Below are 17691 nucleotides of genomic sequence, written 5' to 3'. Positions count from 1 at the left end.
TTCCGCCGATGTCCATCCGCATTCTCGCCGTCTCGCAGCATCCCGCGCTCGCGCCGCTGGTCGCGGGCTGGCTGGTCGAGGCCTTCGGCCGGCCGGGCGGGCGCACGGTGGAGCAGACCACCGCGCTGATCCTGGCACCGCCGAAGGGGCCGGAGGAGAGCTTCGTGCTGTTCGACGGCGAGACGCCGGCCGGCACGGCCAGCCTGGCGCATGACGACCTCGACAGCCGCCCCGACCTCACCCCCTGGCTGGCCGGCGTCTATGTCCCGCCGGCATTCCGCGGCCGCGGCCATGCCGGCGCGCTGGTGCGGCATGTCGAGGGCGCGGCGCGCGCCGCGGGCGTCGGCACGCTCTGGCTCTACACCTGGACCGCGGCGCCGCTCTATGCCCGGCTCGGCTGGGTCGAGGCGGGGCGGGAGATCGAGCCCAAGCGCAACCTTCAGGTGGTGCTGATGCGCCGCGACCTGGCCGGAGCCCCTGCATGACGCATTACCCGATGGCCGATTTCTGGGCCGGCGCGACGCCGGACCAGCGCGACGCCGCCTATGACAACACCCGCGCCGTCGCCGACAGCGCCGCGCTGATCGCCGCGCGCAACGCGGCCTCGGCAGCCTTCCGCGCGACGCGGCCGCAGCACCTGGACCTGGCCTATGCGGCCGGTGATCGGTGCAGGTGGGACCTCTTCCCGGCGCGGGAGCCGGGCGCGCCCTGCCTCGTCTTCGTCCATGGCGGCTACTGGCAGCGCAACCGGCGGGAGGATTTCTGCGCGCTGGCCGAGGGCGCGCTCGCCCGCGGCTGGTCGGTCGGCTTCCCCGGCTACACCCTGGCGCCCGAGGCCTCGCTGACGCGGATCGTGGCCGAGGTCCACGCCGCGCTCGACTGGCTGCAGGCCGAAGGCCCGGCGCATGGCGTCGCCGGGCGCGTGGTGCTGTCCGGCTGGTCGGCGGGCGGGCACCTGGTCGGCGCCTGCGTCGGCCATCCGGCGGTCACGGCCGGCCTCGCCATCTCCGGCATCTTCGAGCTGGCGCCGATCCGCGACACGTATCTGAACGACAAGCTGCAACTGACCGAGGCGGAGATCGCGGCGCTGTCGCCGCTGCGCCGGCCGATGGTAGGCAAGCCCATGGCCATCGCCTATGGCAGCGCCGAGCTGCCGGAGCTGCGCCGCCAGTCGCGCAAGTTCCACGCGGCGCGGGCCGAGGCGCATCTGCCCGGGCCGCTGGTCCCGGTCTCCGGCGCCGACCATTTCCGCATCCTCGACGCGCTGCGCGCCCGGGATGGCGAGTTGCTGTGCGCCGCGGCCGCCCTGCTGGAATACCCGGCATGAGCGCGCCCGGGGCCTTCACCCTGCCCGCGCTGGCCGGCTTCTACGCCGCCGGCGGCAGCCCCGTGGCGGTCGCCGATGCGGCGCTGGCAAGGATCGCCGCCTGGGACGACCCGGCGCTGTTCCTCGCCCGCGTCCCGCCCAATGCGGTGCGGGCCCGCGCCGCGGCGCTGGCGGCGGAGGGGCCGCGGGGCCGTGCCCTGTTCGGCGTGCCCTTCGTGGTGAAAGACAACATCGACGTCGCCGGCCTGCCGACCACGGCGGCCTGCCCCGACTATGCCCATACCCCCGCCGAGGACGCGCCGGTGGTGGCCCGGCTGCTGGCCGCCGGCGCCATCCTGCTGGGCAAGGTCAACCTCGACCAGTTCGCCACCGGGCTGAACGGCACCCGCAGCCCGCATGGCACGCCGCGCAACCCGGTGGTGCCGGACTGCATCCCGGGCGGCTCCTCCTCCGGCTCCGCCACCGCGGTCGCGGCTGGGATCGCCGCCTTCTCGCTCGGCACCGACACCGCCGGGTCGGGCCGGGTGCCGGCGATGGTCAACAACATCGTCGGCCTCAAGCCGAGCCTCGGCCTGGTGCCGACGCAGGGGGTGGTGCCGGCCTGCCGCTCGCTCGACGTCGTCTCGGTCTTCGCCCTCACCGTGGCCGATGCGGCGGCGGTGCTGGAGGTCATGGCGGGGCCGGCGCCGGCCGACCGCTATTCGCGCGCGGCGCCGGCGGGCTGGCGCGCGGCGGCGGCGCCGCAGCCGGCATGGCGGCTGGCGGCCCCCCTGGCGGAACAACTGGTCTTCGACAGCCCCGACGATGCCGCGCTCTACGACGCCGCCCTGGCCCGCGCCGCGGCGCTGGGCGGCACGGTGGCCCGCGTCGACATCGCGCCCTTCCTGGCGATCGCCCGGCGGCTGTACGAGGGCGCCTGGGTGGCGGAACGGACCGCCGCGCTGCGCGACCTGCTGGCGGCGAAGCCCGCGGCGATCCACCCGGTCACCCGCGGCATCCTGGAGGCCGGCCTGCCCAGGCTGACCATCGACGCCTGGGACGACTTCCACGCCGCCGCCGAGGCGCGCCGCCTGGCCCGCGCGCTGTTTGCCGGGACCGACATCCTGCTGCTGCCGACCGCGCCGGGGACGCCGACGCTGGCCGACCTGGCGGCGGAGCCGGTCGCGGCCAACAGCCGGCTCGGCACCTACACCAACTTCGTCAACATCTGCGACCTCGCGGCGCTGGCCGTGCCCGCCGGCTTCCGCGCCGACGGACGGCCGGCCGGCATCACCCTGGTCGGGCCGGCCTTCGCCGAGGCGCGGCTGGCCGGGCTGGGCGCGGCGCTGCATGCGGTGGCCGGCGTCACGCTGGGGGCCACCGGCGCGGCCACGCCGCCGCCCCCTGCCCCGCCGGCGCTGGCGCCGGACGAGATTCCGCTGCTGGCGATCGGCGCCCACATGGCCGGGCTGCCGCTGAACCCGCAGGTGCTGCGGCATGGCGGGCGGTTCGTCACCGCCGCCCGCACCGCGCCGCTCTACCGCTTTTTCGACCTCGGCAACCGGCCCGGCCTGGTGCGGGTGGCCGAGGGCGGCGTCGCCATCGCCGGCGAGGTCTGGGCCTTCCCGGCCGCCTCCATCGGTCCCTTCCTGGCGGAGATCCCGCCGCCGCTCGGCTTCGGCCGGGTGACGCTGGAGGATGGCTCGACGCCGCTCGGCTTCCTCTGCGAGGCGGCGGGCGTCATCGGCGCGCCGGACATCTCCGCCACCGGCGGCTGGCGCGCGCATATCAAGGCGAAGGAACAGGGTTGATGGACGTCGATATCCCCGAGGTGCTGGCCGAGATGCGGGCCATGTTCGCCGAATACGAGCGGGCGCTGATCTCGAACGACGTCGCCGTGCTGCAGGAGCTGTTCCGCAAGGATGCCCGCACCCTGCGCTACGGCCCGGCCGAGAACCTGCTGGGCTGGGAGATGATCGCCGCCTTCCGCGCCGGGCGATCGCCGGTCGGGCTGGAACGCAGGCTGCAGAACACGGTCATCACCACCTACGGGCGCGACTTCGCCACCGCGAACACGGAATTCCTGCGCGGCGCGCGGCATGGCCGGCAGAGCCAGACCTGGGTGCGCTTCCCGGAAGGCTGGCGGATCGTCGCGGCGCATGTGTCGCTGATGCCGGAGGCGTAGGAAGCAAGGCTGGGGAGACGGTATTCTCCCCAGACCCCTCATCTATTTCCGTGGGTTGGCAATCGCCGCGCGGCAGGTGCCAAGCCCACGAAAAGGCAGGGTGGGGCCTGGGGAGGGAATACTTTTCCCTCCCCGGTCTTGCCTACCCTGCCAGGAACCGCGCCGCCGCATCGCCGAGGATGCGCACGCACAGCGCCAGGTCCTCCTCCTTCGTATCCTCCGCCCAATGATGGCTAATGCCGCCGATGGACGGCGTGAACAGCATCGCCACCGGCATGGCGCGGGCCATGTACTGCGCGTCGTGCCCCGCCCCGGACGGCATCCGCTGCCAGCGGCCGGGCGCCAGGCTCTCCGCCGCCGCGTCCAGCGCCGCCATCATCGCCGCATCGCAGGGCGCCGGCAGCGACTTGCTGACATTGACCAGCGTCGCCGTGGTGCGCTCGCGCCGGTTGCTCTCCTGCACGCAGGCGCGGAGGCACCGCTCCATGCGGTCCAGCACCGCGACGTCGATGTCGCGGAACTGGAACAGGATGTCGGCGCGGCCGGGGATGATGCTCGGCGCGCCGGGCTCGACCGCGATGCGGCCGCAGGTCCAGGTGCTGCGCTCGCCGCAGACTTTCGGGAATTCCTGGTCGATCATCGCCAGCAGCCGCACCGCGGCCAGGCCCGCGTCGCGCCGCTCCGCCATGGTGGTGCCGCCGGCATGGTCCTGCATGCCCTCGATGGTGATGCGCCACTGCCAGATGGCGACGATGCCGGTCACCACGCCGGCCTGCAGCCCGGCCTGCTCCAGCTGCGTCCCCTGCTCGATATGCATCTCGAAGAAGCCCTTGTGGCGCCCCTTCTCCAGTTCCATCCGCGGCTTGCCCGCCAGGCCGGCGGCGGCCAGCGCGTCGCGCAGCGGCGTGCCGTCGGTGCGGTTGCGGCTGCGGTCGATCTCGTCATCCGGCAGCAGGCCGAGGATCGAGCGGCTGCCGAGGAAGCCGCCCTCGAAATGCCCTTCCTCGTCGGCGAAGGCGACCACGTCCACCGGCAGCCCGGCCCGGGCGAGCGCCAGCCCGGCGACCACGCCGAGCGCGCCGTCCAGCCAGCCGGCATAGTTCTGCGTCTCGATATGGCTGCCCGCCAGCAGATGCGGCCCGGCACCGGTGTGGCGGCCATAGACGTTGCCGATGCCGTCGATCGCGGGCTCGAGGCCGATCTCCGCCATGCGCTCCATCAACCAGCGCCGGCTTTCCATGTCCTCGGGCGAATAGGTCGGCCGGTGCACGCCGGTCTTGTACTCGCCGATCCGGCGCAGCGTGTTCAGGTCTGCCAGGAAGCGGTCGGCGTCGATCTGCGGCATGGGGCCTCGTCCGGATGCGGAGCCGGGATGCTGCCGCAGTGCAGCAAGCCGCGCCAGGGCCTAACCTTCGCCAGGGCCTAGCCTTCGACGGTGATGCGCGCCTCCCGCACCACCTTGGACCAGCGCGTGCGCTCGGCAGCGAGGTATTCGGCGAAGCGGGCCGGGCCATGGCCAAGCAGGCTGAACCCGTTGGTGCGCAGCGTCTCGACGAAGTCGCCGCCGAGGACCGCCGCCACCGCGGCATCCAGCGCCTCGGCGATGGCGGGCGGCGTGCCGGGCGCGGCGAGCAGGCCGATCCAGGCATCGGCGACCACCGGCAGCCCAGCCTCGGTCAGCGCCGGCAATTCCGGCACCAGCGGGAAGCGCTGCGCGCTGGCCACCGCCAGCATGGTGCTGCGGCTGCGCTGCGGCTGGGCGACGGCGACCGGGACGATGCCGCAATCCACCTGGTCGGCGGTCACCGCCAGGATCGCCGGCCCGGCCCCGGCATAGGGCACATGGGTCAGCTCGATCCCGGCGGCGAGCCGGATGGACTCGCCGGCGGCGTGGGAGACGGTGGCGACGCCGTAGGAGCCATAGGTCAGCGAGGGCTTCGCCGCCCGCGCCCTGGCAAGGAACTGCGCCAGGTTCGCCGCCCCGAGCCCGGGCCGGGCGACGAGGGCCATGACCACCGCGGCGATGCCGGTGACCGGGACGAAGGCGGCGGCGTCGAAGGGCAGCTTCGGGTTGGCGGCCGGCAGCACGGTATGCGTATCGGCGGTGGCCAGGATCAGCGCATGGCCATCCGCCGGGGCGCCGAGCAGCGCCTGGCTGGCGACCACGCCGCTGCCGCCGGGGCGGTTCTCGATCACCAGCGGCTGGCCGAGCCGGTCGCCGAGCCGCTGGGCGATCAGCCGGGCCAGCATGTCGGTGGCGCCACCGGGCGGGAAAGGCACGATCACCCGCCCGGGCGGCTCGGCCGCCAGGCCGGCTGGGCCCTGGCAGGACGGGACAGGAGGGCCGGCAGGGCGGCGAGCGCCGCCAGCCGTCGGCGGGTGATGATCCTGGACATGCGGTTCGCTCCCCTGGCCCGGCGGCCCGATGGACCGTGACGCTGCCGGTTCGGCCCTGCGGCGTCAAAGCCGGAGGACGAGTCGAGGCCTCCGCCAGGGAATTCCAATCGCGATCAGGAGAGGCGAGGCTTGCAAGGCCAGGTTGCATCACCGGTTATCGTCACGTTAGCGTTAGATATAAAACCAAAGAATTCACCGGGATAGGAGCAATCGCGCCTTCCGGCAGCGGCGAATTACAAGATTTTTATCTGTTACAAAATCGTTATTAACACGCTTAAATTTGGCCGTTGCACATGGGGTTTGACGCGGAAGTGTCACGATCTCCCGGGATCGTTTTGGTATTAATGTCTACAATGAACCAGTAAATCAACCGGTAAGTTCATGCCCAACACGTGACAACCGCGCCAACACAAAGAGCTCGTTGCGCTTGCAGACTCGCGCAGCGGCTTAGATACTTGGCGGGCTATGCAACTCACGAATGTCCAGGGTGCGGGACCGATCGCGCCATCCATCCAAATCCTGTCTCCCAGCGCCACGCTGGTGGACGCCCACGCGCGGGAGGACCTGCCCCCCGCCCTGCTCGCCATGATGATGACGGCGAACCGGATCATGGCCACCGAAGCGGTCCGCGCCGTCCCCGACGGCCGGCTCACCCCGCCGCAGTTCCGCATCCTCAACTACCTGCTGGTGGCGCCCGGCGCCTCGCTCTCCGAAGTCGCCGCCTATCTCGGTGTCCGCCTCCCCACCGCCTCGGTCATGCTCGTGAAGCTCGCCGCCGAGGGCTATGTGATCCGCAGCCGTCACCCCACCTCGCGCCGCCGCATGCAGCTTGTCCTCACCGAACGCGGCCAGGAGGTCACCACCTCGGTCCGCACCGCGCTCTTCGCCCGGCTGCGCAGCGGGCTCGACCGGCTGGAGCAAGCCGAACGGAAGGTGCTGGAGGAAGCCATGCCGGCGCTCCGCCGCCTCTTCGCCCAGGTATGACCGAACCGCCGGAGCGAGGCATGCCCGGCCCCCTCCCCGGCGGCCGTCCGCGGTCGGGCAGCTCAGTCGTCGATGATCGCCACCGCCCGGGTCCAGCCGGCCGAGCCGCGATGCACCTTCACCGGGAAGCAGACCACCTGGAAGCCGTCCGCCGGCAAGGCCTCCAGGTTGCTCAGCTTCTCCAGATGCGAATAGCCGATCTCCCGCCCGGCCCGGTGGCCTTCCCAGATCAGCCCGGCATCGCCGGTCGCCTCCACGCGGCGCCTGGTATGGCTGAAGGGCGCGTCCCAGGACCAGCCATCGGTCCCGACCAGGCGGATGCCGCGCTCCAGCAGCCAGAGCGTCGCTGCCTTGCCCATGCCGCAGCCGGCATCGATGAAGTCCTCCTCGCCGTAGCGGCTGCCGGCCCGGGTGTTCACCACGACGATCTCGAGCGGCTTGAGCACATGCCCGATCCGCTTCAGCTCCGCCTCCACGTCGCCCGGCTGCACCACGTAGCCGTCCTCGAAATGCCGGAAGTCCAGCTTCACGCCGGGGTTGTGGCACCACTCCAGCGGCACCTCGTCGATCCGCCAGGACGGCTCGCCGCCGGGCACCAGCCGCTCGTTCATCCGGGAGAAGTAGTGGTAGGGCGCATCCAGGTGGGTGCCGTTGTGGGTGCTGATGTTCACCCGCTCCACCGCGGCGTATTCCCCCTCCGGCAGCGCCTCGACCGGGACGCCCATATAGGCCGCCATGCGCGGCGCCGACTGGTGGTGATCGACGTACTCGATCTGCGGCAGCATCTCCGGCGGGTCGGACCGGATGCCGGCCTTGAGCGCGACCGAGATGTCGATGAAGCGGCGTGCCATCCTGTTTCCTCCGCGGCGGCCGGCGCGGCGGCCGGCCCGGTTCTCCCGGGCGGCGAGCCTGGACCGGAAGACGCGGATCGGTCCAGGGGCGGCGGCAAGGCGCGAGGCCATGCTTTCCCGCCCCGGACGCGCCGCGCTCAGTCCCGCTCCGGCGCCTGCAGCCCCAGCATCCGGCGCAGCAGGATGAAGGCCGCCTCGCCGGAGAAGGGCTTCGGCAGCACCAGCATGTCGCGGAACCGCGCCGGCAGGACCGAGGCCGCGTCGTAGCCGGTGGTGAAGGCGACCGGCACGCCGCGCGCCGCCGGCAGGTCGGCCGCCGGGTAGACCAGGACACCATCGAGGTCGATGTCGAGCCGCGCCGCGTCCAGCCGCTCGGTCCGCGCCAGCCGCATCGCCTGCTCCAGGCTGCCGGCCGGGCCGACGATCTCGATGCCGGCGCTGTCGAGCGCGGCTTCCAGCGCCATCGCCGCCAGCATCGAATCCTCCACCATCAGCACCCGGCGGCCACGCAGGCCGGCCGCGGCCGCGGCCGCCTTCGGCGGGGCCGGCGCCGGGGCCAGCAGCGGCACCACCAGGCTGGCATCACTCGATCCGGTAGCGCAGCCCTTCGGGTTGGAATTCCAGCGCCACCCCGCCGCCGATCTCCTTGGCCAGGCCGCGCTCGATCACCGTCGTGCCGAAGCCGCGCCGGGCCGGCGGCGCCACGGTCGGTCCCTCCGTCTCCTCCCAGTCGACCAGCGCCCGTTCGCCCTCCAGTCGCCACGCGACCCGCAGCCGGCCATCCGGCACCGACAGCGCGCCGTACTTCATCGCATTGGTGGCCAGCTCGTGCAGCGCCAGGCTGAGCGCCAGCGCGGCCCTGGGCTTGAGCCGCAGGTCCGGCCCCGCCATCAGCACGCGGGCGGCACCCGCCCGGTGGTGCCGCGATGCGCCCGCCACTCCTCGTCCACCAGGGCCCGCAGCCCGGCGCCTTCCCAGCGGCTGCGGGCCAGCCGGCTGTGCGCCTGGGCCATGGCCTGCAGCCGCTGGCTGAACTCGGGCATGAGGCTGTCGAGCGACATGGCGTTGCCGCCCGTGGTGCGGGCCAGGGACTGGATGCCGGCCAGGGTGTTCCTCACCCGGTGGTCCAGCTTGGCCATCAGGAACTCCTGCCGCTCGCAGGGCTTGCCGCGCCCGCGCGCGACCTCGTCCAGGCGCCGCAGGACCACGTCCAGCCGCGACGCGCGCAGCGCCCGGGCCGTCTCCACCTCCACCGCGGTCCAGGGCCGGGCGCGGCCGCGCACCGTCTCGCGCCAGGCGGCGAAGCTGCCACGCGGCGTCAGCCGGGCGCCGTCCGGCCCGGTCTCCACCGGCTTGGCCGGATCGCCGGCCCAGGCGACGGTCTGCCGCACTTCCGGACGGAACCAGATGATGGAGTCGCGCGGATCGCGCGACACCGCCAGGACCAGCGCGCCGCTGGCGACCTCGGCGAATTCCTCCGCCGGTGGATAGACCTCGGGCAACCGGTTGAAGGCGACCACGCCCTCGTTCGCCCGCTCGCCGAGCCAGGCGGCCAGCGCCCGCACCGCCGGCTCCCCCGGCACGCGGCCGGCCGCGGCGTAGCGGCCCTCAATCAGCAGCGCCACGCCGTCCCTGGCGAGGAAGTCGGCCAGGTTCGGCTGGTTGCGGAGCAGCCCGTGCGCCAGGTCGGTCTCGCGCGCCATGACCTGCACCAGCGCCTCGTGCACATCGCGCTGGCGGCGGCGCCAGGACGGCCCCGTATAGCAACGCCGGCAAACCGGCCGGTCGCAATACGTATTTGCGACTGGATCGGTTCTGGTGTGGCTTGCCTCAGTACAGCGCGTAGCCGCCATCGATGACGAAGGTGTCGCCGGTGTGGAAGGCCGCGGCGCTGCTCATCAGGTAGACCGCGATGCCACCGAAATCGGCGCCGGTCCCCCAGCGCCGCATCGGCACCCGCGGCAGCACGTTGCCGGCGAATTTCGGGTCGCTGGTCGACCGCGCGGTCATCTCCGTCTCGATCCAGCCGGGCAGGATGGAGTTGGCCCGCACCCCGTAGCGCGCCAGCTCGACCGCGAGCGCCCGGACCATGGCGGTCATGCCGCCCTTGGACGCGCCGTAGTGCTCGTTGCGCGCGGCGCCCTCGATCGCGGCGAGGGACGCGGTGCCGACCAGCACGCCGCCCTTGTCGCCCGCCTCGGCGCGCGCCTTCATGTGCCGGGCGGCGGCGCGGAAGGTGAGGAAGGCGCCGCGCAGGTTGATGTCCAGCACGCGGTCCCATTGCTCGACCGTGCGCTCGACGAAGGGCCCGCTGCGGCCGCCGGAGACGCCGGCATTGGCAAAGCGGCCATCGACGCGGCCCAGCACGCGCAGCGTCTCGGCGAAGCCGGCCTCGACCTCCGCTTCCTCGGCGACGTTGCATTCCAGCGCCAGGACGCGGACGCCGGTGGCGTCCAGCCGTGCCCTGGCCGCCTGGTTCTTCGCCGCGTTGGTGCCCCAGATGGCGATGTCGGCGCCGGCCTCCGCCATGGCCTGGGCCATGCCCAGGCCGATGCCGCCATTGCCGCCGGTGACCAGCGCCACCTTCCCCTTCAGGTCGAACGGCGTGTAGGCCATGGCTTTTCTCTCCCCCTTTTCGTGCCGCGCAGCCTGCACCGGCCCGGCTTGCGCCGGAAGCCCGGCTGGGCGAGACCGGGCGCGCAGCGGAGTGGGGCAAGGGATGGCGCGGATCACCTTCATCCAGCCGGATGGCAGCCGGCAGAGCGTCGAGTCCGGCGAGGACGAGACCGTCATGCTGGTCGGCGTGCGGCACAACGTGGCCAGGCTGCCGGCGGATTGCGGCGGGCAGCTCGCCTGCGCCTCCTGCATGGTGGACGTGGCGGAGTCCTGGCGGGAGGCGGTCGGCGGGCCGGGGCTCGACGAGGGCGACATGATCGAGGATGCGCTCGGCGCGCGGCCGCGGGGGCGGCGGCTGTCCTGCCAGATCGCGGTGACCGAGGCGCTGGACGGGCTGGAGGTGCGGCTGCCCGAGAAGCAGGGGTGAGCGAGGGGCACGGTGCGAGCCCGCGCGCCGCCCGGCGCGACCTCGGCCTGCACCGCCCGATCCTGCGGCGGGACCTGCTCCAGGGTGCGGCGGCGCTGGCCGCGGCGGGCACCGGCGGCGGCGCCGCGGCGGCCGAGGCCCCCTACCCGCCGCTGCTGCAGGGCTGCGCGGCAGCCAGCCGGGCAGCTTCGACGCGGCGCATGCGCTGGCCCAGGGCGAGGCGCCCGGCGCGGCCGAGCCCGGCGACGACCCTTACGACCTCATCGTCGTCGGCGCCGGCATCAGCGGCCTCGCGGCGGCCGCCTTCTGGCGCGCGGCCCGGCCCGGGGCGCGCATCCTCATCCTCGACAACCACGACGACTTCGGCGGCCATGCCCGGCGCAACGAATACCGCTTCGGCGACCGCACCCTGCTGATGAACGGCGGAACCATGCTGATCGACAGCCCCCGCCCCTACGGCGCGGTGGCCGCCGGGCTGCTGGCGCGGCTCGGCGTCAGGCCGGCGCGGCTGCAGGCGCGGCATGCCGATCCGGGCTTCTGGGCGCGGCAGGGCATGGGACGCGGCGTCTTCCTCGACCGCGAGAATTTCGGCGGCGATGTCCTGGCGACCGGCATCGGCCGGCGGCCCTGGGCGGAGGCCCTGCGCGATGCGCCGATCCCCGTGCAGGTGCGGGACGACATCGTCCGGCTGCACGACGCCAGGATCGACCACCTGCCCGGCCTGGCCCCGCCGGAGAAGCAGGCGCTGCTGGCGCGGACCAGCTACCGCGACTACCTCGCCCGGCACGCCCGGGTGGGCCCGGCCGCCCTGCCCTTCTTCCAGTCCATGAGCCACGGCGAATGGGGCGTCGGCGCCGACGCGGTGAGCGCGCTGGATGTCTCGGCCTTCGGCTTTCCCGGCTTCCAGGGCCTCGGCCTGCCGCCCGGCCCGGCGCCGGGGATGGGCTACACCGCGGCGGGCTACGCCGCCGGCGGGTCGGAGCGTTTCCACTTCCCCGACGGCAATGCCTCGATCGCCCGGCTGCTGGTCCGCCGCCTGATCCCCGGCGCGATCCCCGGCCGCGATGCCGAGGACGTGGTCCTGGCCCGGGCCGATTATACCCGCCTGGACCGCGCAGGCGCGCCGGTGCGCATCCGGCTGGAGAGCACCGCGCTGCGGGTCCGGAACGCCGGCACCGGCGTCGAGGTGGTTTACCGCAGCGGCGGCGCCACGCGCCAGGCCAGGGCGGCGCAGGTCGTGCTCGCCTGCTGGGGCATGGTCATCCCCTTCCTTTGCCCGGAGCTGCCGGCGGCGCAGGCCGCGGCGCTGCGCAGCCAGGTCAAGGTGCCGCTGGTCTATGCCTCGGTCCTGCTGCGCGGCTGGCAGGCCTTCCGCCGGCTCGGCATGGCCCGGGTGCAGGCGCCGGGCGGCTTCTTCTCCTCGCTGCGGCTGGACTGGAAGACCCGCATCGGCGGCTACGACAGCCTGCGCGGGCCGGAGGAGCCGGTGCTGCTCTTCCTGTCGCGCGTGCCCTGCGCACCGGGGCTCGATGCGCGGTCGCAGCACCGCGCCGGGCGGGCGGAACTGCTGGCGATGCCGTTCGAGCGCTTCGAGCTCGAGCTGCGCGGCCAGCTGCAGCGCATGCTCGGTGCCGGCGGGTTCGATGCGGCGCGCGACATCCTCGGCATCACGGTGAACCGCTGGCCGCATGGCTATGCCTATGAATACAACCCGCTGTTCGACCCGCCCCACCAACCCGGCCAGGCGCCGCACGAGATCGGCCGGGCGCGGCTCGGGCGGATCGCCATCGCCAATTCGGATGCCGGGGCCGCGGCCTATACCGACAGCGCGATCGACCAGGCGCACCGGGCAGTGCGGGAGCTGCTGGTCGGATAGGCCTTGGCGCTCCCGTTCGCGTCAGCCACCTCGCAATAGCTTGCATGTCGCAAGTCAGGTCGCTAGCATCATGCAAGTCGCTCCGCCTTAATCCGCAGGAGAGTCCAGCCATGAGCAGCAAGCCCCTGGGCACCGCCCTCGTCACCGGCGCCTCGACCGGCCTCGGCGCCGTCTATGCCGACCGCCTCGCCCGCCGCGGCCACGACCTGATCCTGGTCGCCCGCGACGCGGCGCGGATGGAGGCCCTGGCCACCCGGCTCCGCGCCGAGACCGGCCAGGCCGCCGAGGTGCTGCCGGCCGATCTGACCGACCCCGCCGCGGTCGCGCGGGTCGCCGACCGGCTGGCGACGGACGCCGCCATCACCCTGCTGGTCAACAATGCCGGCATGTCGCTCAAGGGCGGCCTGCTGGACAACGGCCCGGCCGAGATCCAGCGGCTGATCGCGCTGAACGTCACCGCGCCCACCCTGCTGGCCGGTGCCGCCGCGAAGGCCTTCGCCGGCCGCCGGGCCGGCACCATCGTCAACATCGCCTCGGTCCTGGCGCTGGCGCCGGAGGCCTATGACGGCGTCTACAGCGGCTCCAAGGCCTTCATCCTGAACCTGTCGCTCTCGCTGGCCGGCAGGCTGCGCGAGACCGGCGTCCAGGTGCAGGCGGTGCTGCCGGGCGCGACGCGGACCGAGATCTGGGAGCGTTCCGGCACCGATGTGAACGCCTTCCCGCCGGGGATGGTGATGGAAGCGGGCGACCTGGTCGATGCGGCGCTGCGCGGCCTCGACCGCGGCGAGACGGTCACCATCCCGCCCTTGGCGGACGAGGCGCAGTGGACCGCCTATGACGCAGCCCGGCTGGCGATGGGGCCGAACCTGTCGCGGCGCGACGTCGCGCCGCGCTACCGCCCCGGCTGATCAGCGCCGCCCGGGCACCGCGGCCGCGAGGTCGAGGCTCATCCCATCGCCAGATAGCCGGCGCGGTCGGGATGCCGCCGGTCGCCCGCGCCGCCGGCGGTGCTGCGCGGTACCATCTCAGGCGGCTTGCTCCGGGGGTTTCTCCCGGGACGGGACGCGCGGCGGCACGGCGCTAGGCCTTGGGCGGCAGGCTGCCGAAGACCGTCTCCGCCTCGATCTGCCGGACATTCTCCGGCCGCGGGAAGGGCGCCGGCGGGGTGTCGCCCTCGGCGCGCGGGCGGCCGATGCGGGCGAAGAAATCCTCGAGCCCGCCCGGCAGGATGCACCAGACGAAGCTCAGCGGACCGCTGCCGGTGTTGTGGAAGGAATGCGGCCGGTTGCGCGGGAAGAAGAAGCAGGAATTCGGCCGCATCGGATGCACCGCGCCCTCGACATGCGCCTCGCCCTCGCCGGCGATGACGAAGATCACCTCCTCGTTCGCGTCATGCATGTGCTCCCGCACATGGCAGCCGGGATCGACGGTCTGGGTGCCGAAGGCGAAGGGCGTCTCGGACCCCGTGCTGGCGGAATCGAGCAGGCAGCGGACGAAGCCGTTGGCCGGGACCGGCTGCCAGAAGCTGCGCGCCTCCTCCGGCTGCTGGATGACCAGGCGGGCGGGGCTGGGGGCGTGGGTGTCGGGCATCGGCGTCTCTCCGGCGGGACGGCGATCATCGGGCGGCGCAGGCCAGCCCGACAAGCCTTGCCGTCGCCCGCCACGCATGGAACCTTCCGCCCGGGGATACGCCGGCGACAACGCCATCCTTGCCGGGAGACGAAGCCGATGAATCGCTGGACCAGATGGGCCGGGGCGCTGGGCCTTGCCGCCCTGTGCGCCGCCGCGCCCGCCACCGCCCAGACCAAATGGGTGATGGCGACGCCCTATGCCGAGAATTTCCACACCGCCAACATCCGCCTGTTCATCGCCGAGGTGGAGAAGGCGACCGACGGCAGGCTGGCGATCCAGCTGCACAACAACGCCTCCCTCCTGCCGATGGGGCAGATCAAGCGCGGCGTGCAGACCGGCCAGGTGCAGCTGGGCGAGATCCTGCTGAGCGCCTATGCCAACGAGGACCCCTTCTTCGAGGTGGACGGCGTCCCCTTCCTCGCCTGGACCTGGCCGCAGGCCGAGGCGCTGCAGACGGCGACCGAGCCCTATGTCCGCGCCCGCTTCGAGCGCCAGGGGCTGACCCTGCTCTACATGGCGCATTGGGACGCCCAGGGCCTCTACGCCAAGACCGAGATCCGCAGCGTCGCCGAGCTCAAGGGCACCCGCTTCCGCGCCTACAACAACGTGACCGGCCGGATGGCCGAGCTGATGGGCGCGACGCCGGTGACGGTGCAGGCGGCCGAGGTCGCCCAGGCCTTCGCCACCAACGTCATCCAGTCGATGTTCACCTCGGCGCAGACCGGCGTGAACGTCACCGCCTGGGACTTCACCCGCTACTGGATCAATGTCGGCGGCATGCGGACGCGCAACGCAGTGTTTGCCAATACGCGGGCGCTGCAGGCGCTCGACGCGCCATCGCGGGCGGCGCTGCTGGCGGCGGCGGCGACCGCCTCGGTCCGGGCCAAGGAATTGGCCAAGCAGGCGGAGGTCGTGCAGTCCGACCGGCTGCGCGAGAAGGGCATGCTGCTGCCGGCGCCGTCGGACCAGCTCATGGCGGAGCTCAAGACGATCGGCGAGACGCTGACCGGCGAATGGGTGCAGCGGGCGGGCCCGGAAGGGAGCCAGATGCTGGAGAAATACCGGGCGGCGATGCAGTAGCAGGCAAGGGCGGGGGAAGGCACCTCCCCCGCTCCCCCTTCGTTCTTTGTAGGTTTGCTATTCCGCCGCCAGGCGGGCGCGTTCCAGGAGGCCGGCGCCCACCAGGGCGTCGGCAATCCGCCGGATCTCCGCGGCGTCCAGCTTCTTCAGCGGCGGGCGCACCACGGCGCGGGGCAGCTTGCCGAGCAGCACCAGCGCCTCCTTCATCCGGTTGTGCATGTCGAAGAAGGGATCGGCATAGAAGACCTGCGCGGTCGGCCGGATGCGGGCATTCAGCGCCTGCGCCGCGGCCAGGTCGCCGGCCTGCACCGCGTCGAACAGCCGCGCCTGCAACTCGGCGATCACGCTGCCGGAACCCGAGAGCAGGCCGGCCGCCCCGGTGACGAGGGAGGCGAAGAGCCAGGCGCTGTGGGTGCTCAGCACCTGCACCGGGCGGCGCAGGCCGTGCAGCACCTCGACATGCCGTTCCGCCAGGGCCGGGTCGTTGCACCAGTCCTTGATGGCGCGGAAGCTCGGCACCTCCTCGGCCAGCCTGACCAGCGTCTCGATCGGGTAGGTCAGCCCGGTCACCGCCGGATACTGGAAGACGATCAGCGGCAGGTCGGTGGCGGCGGCGATGGCGCGGACATGGTCGGCCAGGCACTCCGGCCGCGCCGCGTTGCCGCGCGCCAGCACCCCGGGCGGGAAGACCAGCAGGGCGGAGGCACCGCCGGCCGCCGCGCGCTTCGCCAACCGCACCGCCTGCAGGGTGCCGTCGGCATAGATGCCGTTCACCACGGGGATGCGGTCGCCGATCTCCTCCAGCGTGACCGCCAGCACTCGCTCCTGTTCCTCCGGATCGCAGGAGGCGACCTCGGAGGCATGCGCATTGGTGGTGATGGCGGTGACGCCGGCGACGCTGCCGACGTCGCGCAGATGCGCGCGGTAGGAGGCCTCGTCGATCGTCAGGTCGTCGTGGAAGGGCAGCAGCACGGCGGGGATGACGCCGCGTGGCGCGTAGCCGGGGAAGCGGGCGGGCATGCGGGATTTCCTCCGTCGGGGCGGGCTCTTGCGGCCGATGCAGGCAGGCAGCCTGCGGAGGCGCGCATCGCCCTGTCAAGCGGCGCTGCCGGCCGGCGGACCGACGCCCGGCGCCGCCCGCGCGCGGCGGGAATGGCCGGGTCGAGCCGGGCATCCGGCGGGTCCCGCTACCCCGGCAGCAGGCTCCGCTTCACCCCCATCCCGCGCATGAAGCGGTCGCGGATCTGCGCCGGGTCGCGCTCCGTCTGCGTCGGCGGCCTGGCGTCGTCCAGCTTGAGGCCGATCAGGTTCGGCCCCTCGCCGGCCAGGCTTGCCTCCACCAGCCGCTCGAAATCCGTCTCGTCCTTGGCCCAGACCGCGCTCGCCAGGCCGCAGCCGCGGGCGATCGCCACGTAGTCCGCGCCGCCTGCCGCCGGGGTCGGCTGGCCGCCGGTGATCTGGTAGCTGCCGTTGTCCATCACCAGGATGGTCAGGTTGCGCGGCCGCAGCGTCGCCACGGTGGCCAGGCAGCCGAGCTGCATCAGGATCGACCCGTCGCCCTCCAGCGCGAAGACGTGCCGCCGCGGCTGCGCCAGGGCGACGCCGAGCGCGATCGGGATCGCCAGCCCCATGCTGCCCAGCATGTAGAAATTCTGCGGCCGGTGCCCCGCCGACCAGAGGTCGAAATTGGTATGGCCGATGCCGCCGATGACGGCTTCCTGCTTGTTCAGCCGGGCGACCAGCCGCTTGCTCAGGTCGAAGCGGTTCATCCGGTGCGTGTTGTCGCTCATGCCGCCGCTCCTCCCGCCTTGACCGGCGAGGCCTTCCCGCCGGTCAGCAGCGGCGACAGGATCAGCGCCGCCGGCTGCTGCGTCAGCAGCGCCTGCCTGATCGTCCGGTCGACGATGAAGCCGCATTCGTCGAGCCGGGTGATCACCTGGTGCTCCATCCCGAGCGACTCCAGCGTCGGCCGCATGGTCCGCCAGACCGCCGCCTGGCCGATGTTGAACTCGCCCAGCGTGCCGCGCTCGCTCACCATCAGCAGCACCGGGATCTGGTAGGCGCAGGGCAGGCTGGCCAGCACGTTGGCCAGCGTGGCGAAGCCGCTGGTCTGCATCAGCACCATGCCGCGCATCCCGGCCATGGCGCCGCCGGCGACGATGCCCACGGCTTCTTCTTCCCGCGCCGTGGTGAAGGCGGTGAAGAAGGGGTCGGCATGGATCGCCGCGATCAGCGGCTTCAGGACGTTGTCGGGCACATAGGGGATCAGCCGGATGTCGTTCGCCTTCAGCGCCGCCACCACGATCTCGTGCCATTCCTGGCTCACGGCCGTCCCTC

The 17691-nt window shown here is 72.9% G+C and carries 21 protein-coding genes; 9 read left to right on the top strand and 12 right to left on the bottom strand.

Translation table 11 applies throughout. From position 1 onward, the window contains the following. Window positions 1-8: 8 nt before the first annotated feature. From ACFQS7_RS22410 to hpxZ, 4 genes are read left to right on the top strand one after another with little or no spacing between them, the layout of a single operon-like run. On the top strand, window positions 9-485 hold the full coding sequence (locus ACFQS7_RS22410) for a GNAT family N-acetyltransferase (RefSeq protein WP_380069360.1): 477 nt from the start codon (window positions 9-11) through the stop codon (window positions 483-485). Then, window positions 482-1327, top strand: a complete 846-nt coding sequence (locus ACFQS7_RS22405; RefSeq protein ID WP_380069359.1) for an alpha/beta hydrolase — start codon at window positions 482-484, stop codon at window positions 1325-1327. Before ACFQS7_RS22410 ends, ACFQS7_RS22405 begins: the two co-directional genes overlap by 4 nt. Next, window positions 1324-3117 carry an allophanate hydrolase gene (atzF, locus tag ACFQS7_RS22400; RefSeq protein WP_380069358.1) on the top strand — a complete coding sequence of 598 codons (1794 nt, stop codon included), beginning with the start codon at window positions 1324-1326 and terminating at the stop codon, window positions 3115-3117. The genes ACFQS7_RS22405 and atzF overlap by 4 nt, the downstream gene beginning before the upstream one ends. Next, window positions 3117-3491 carry an oxalurate catabolism protein HpxZ gene (hpxZ, locus tag ACFQS7_RS22395; protein ID WP_380069357.1) on the top strand — a complete coding sequence of 125 codons (375 nt, stop codon included), beginning with the start codon at window positions 3117-3119 and terminating at the stop codon, window positions 3489-3491. Before atzF ends, hpxZ begins: the two co-directional genes overlap by 1 nt. A 142-nt stretch (window positions 3492-3633) precedes the next feature. Here hpxZ and ACFQS7_RS22390 read toward each other — a convergent pair whose 3' ends face one another. Together ACFQS7_RS22390 and ACFQS7_RS22385 are read right to left on the bottom strand one after the other, a co-directional pair. Beyond that, window positions 3634-4836 (bottom strand): Zn-dependent hydrolase, encoded by a 1203-nt coding sequence (locus ACFQS7_RS22390; protein ID WP_380069356.1) that lies wholly within the window; start codon window positions 4834-4836, stop codon window positions 3634-3636. 77 nt (window positions 4837-4913) lie between these two features. Then, entirely contained in the window at window positions 4914-5771 is an 858-nt protein-coding gene (locus ACFQS7_RS22385) for a Bug family tripartite tricarboxylate transporter substrate binding protein (RefSeq protein ID WP_380069355.1), read from the bottom strand. Between the two features lie 657 nt (window positions 5772-6428). Between ACFQS7_RS22385 and ACFQS7_RS22380 the strand changes: the two genes are divergently transcribed. Next, complete coding sequence (locus tag ACFQS7_RS22380) at window positions 6429-6872, top strand: MarR family winged helix-turn-helix transcriptional regulator (RefSeq protein ID WP_380069354.1); 444 nt, start codon at window positions 6429-6431, stop codon at window positions 6870-6872. A 62-nt stretch (window positions 6873-6934) separates the two neighbouring features. On the opposite strand, the gene ACFQS7_RS22375 is transcribed toward ACFQS7_RS22380, so the two are convergent. The 5 genes from ACFQS7_RS22375 to ACFQS7_RS22355 all read right to left on the bottom strand — a co-directional run bounded on the left by ACFQS7_RS22375 (window position 6935) and on the right by ACFQS7_RS22355 (window position 10339). Next, window positions 6935-7723, bottom strand: coding sequence for a cyclase family protein (locus ACFQS7_RS22375; protein WP_380069353.1), 789 nt, complete (start codon window positions 7721-7723; stop codon window positions 6935-6937). A gap of 137 nt (window positions 7724-7860) precedes the next feature. After that, complete coding sequence (locus ACFQS7_RS22370) at window positions 7861-8292, bottom strand: response regulator (protein ID WP_380069352.1); 432 nt, start codon at window positions 8290-8292, stop codon at window positions 7861-7863. A 13-nt stretch (window positions 8293-8305) separates the two neighbouring features. Then, complete coding sequence (locus ACFQS7_RS22365) at window positions 8306-8614, bottom strand: hypothetical protein (RefSeq protein ID WP_380069351.1); 309 nt, start codon at window positions 8612-8614, stop codon at window positions 8306-8308. Next, window positions 8614-9450: an HWE histidine kinase domain-containing protein gene (locus tag ACFQS7_RS22360; protein WP_380069350.1), complete on the bottom strand. Its 837-nt coding sequence runs from the start codon at window positions 9448-9450 to the stop codon at window positions 8614-8616. Before ACFQS7_RS22360 ends, ACFQS7_RS22365 begins: the two co-directional genes overlap by 1 nt. 103 nt (window positions 9451-9553) lie before the next feature. Then, window positions 9554-10339 (bottom strand): SDR family NAD(P)-dependent oxidoreductase, encoded by a 786-nt coding sequence (locus tag ACFQS7_RS22355; protein WP_380069349.1) that lies wholly within the window; start codon window positions 10337-10339, stop codon window positions 9554-9556. Window positions 10340-10442: 103 nt separating this feature from the next. Between ACFQS7_RS22355 and ACFQS7_RS22350 the strand changes: the two genes are divergently transcribed. Further along, a complete protein-coding gene (locus tag ACFQS7_RS22350; RefSeq protein WP_380069348.1) occupies window positions 10443-10766 on the top strand; it encodes a 2Fe-2S iron-sulfur cluster-binding protein in 324 nt (107 codons plus the stop codon). Window positions 10767-10908: 142 nt separating this feature from the next. Here the strand turns inward: ACFQS7_RS22350 and ACFQS7_RS22345 are convergent, their stop codons facing one another. Continuing rightward, window positions 10909-11139 carry a hypothetical protein gene (locus ACFQS7_RS22345; RefSeq protein WP_380069347.1) on the bottom strand — a complete coding sequence of 77 codons (231 nt, stop codon included), beginning with the start codon at window positions 11137-11139 and terminating at the stop codon, window positions 10909-10911. Here ACFQS7_RS22345 and ACFQS7_RS22340 point away from each other — a divergent pair. Beyond that, window positions 11029-12642, top strand: a complete 1614-nt coding sequence (locus ACFQS7_RS22340) for an NAD(P)-binding protein (protein ID WP_380069391.1) — start codon at window positions 11029-11031, stop codon at window positions 12640-12642. The genes ACFQS7_RS22345 and ACFQS7_RS22340 overlap by 111 nt on opposite strands. 110 nt (window positions 12643-12752) lie before the next feature. Further along, window positions 12753-13550, top strand: coding sequence for an SDR family NAD(P)-dependent oxidoreductase (locus ACFQS7_RS22335; protein WP_380069346.1), 798 nt, complete (start codon window positions 12753-12755; stop codon window positions 13548-13550). 172 nt (window positions 13551-13722) lie between these two features. Here ACFQS7_RS22335 and ACFQS7_RS22330 read toward each other — a convergent pair whose 3' ends face one another. Further along, window positions 13723-14232 carry a cupin domain-containing protein gene (locus ACFQS7_RS22330; RefSeq protein ID WP_380069345.1) on the bottom strand — a complete coding sequence of 170 codons (510 nt, stop codon included), beginning with the start codon at window positions 14230-14232 and terminating at the stop codon, window positions 13723-13725. A 138-nt stretch (window positions 14233-14370) separates the two neighbouring features. Between ACFQS7_RS22330 and ACFQS7_RS22325 the strand changes: the two genes are divergently transcribed. Next, window positions 14371-15354 (top strand): TRAP transporter substrate-binding protein, encoded by a 984-nt coding sequence (locus ACFQS7_RS22325; protein WP_380069344.1) that lies wholly within the window; start codon window positions 14371-14373, stop codon window positions 15352-15354. Window positions 15355-15411: 57 nt separating this feature from the next. Here ACFQS7_RS22325 and ACFQS7_RS22320 read toward each other — a convergent pair whose 3' ends face one another. The 3 genes from ACFQS7_RS22320 to ACFQS7_RS22310 form a co-directional block, all read right to left on the bottom strand. Next, the gene (locus tag ACFQS7_RS22320) at window positions 15412-16374 is read right to left on the bottom strand and encodes a dihydrodipicolinate synthase family protein (protein WP_380069343.1); all 963 of its coding nucleotides are present in this window, start codon (window positions 16372-16374) and stop codon (window positions 15412-15414) included. A gap of 167 nt (window positions 16375-16541) precedes the next feature. Next, complete coding sequence (locus ACFQS7_RS22315; RefSeq protein WP_380069342.1) at window positions 16542-17144, bottom strand: thiamine pyrophosphate-dependent enzyme; 603 nt, start codon at window positions 17142-17144, stop codon at window positions 16542-16544. Further along, window positions 17141-17680 carry a decarboxylase gene (locus tag ACFQS7_RS22310; RefSeq protein ID WP_380069341.1) on the bottom strand — a complete coding sequence of 180 codons (540 nt, stop codon included), beginning with the start codon at window positions 17678-17680 and terminating at the stop codon, window positions 17141-17143. The genes ACFQS7_RS22315 and ACFQS7_RS22310 overlap by 4 nt, the downstream gene beginning before the upstream one ends. Window positions 17681-17691 lie beyond the last annotated feature (11 nt).

The sequence above is a fragment of the Dankookia sp. GCM10030260 genome, from assembly GCF_042666655.1.
Lineage (GTDB): Bacteria > Pseudomonadota > Alphaproteobacteria > Acetobacterales > Acetobacteraceae > Paracraurococcus.
The sequence above is the reverse complement of the archived record's forward strand: the minus strand, read 5'-3'. Positions and strand labels throughout refer to the sequence as shown.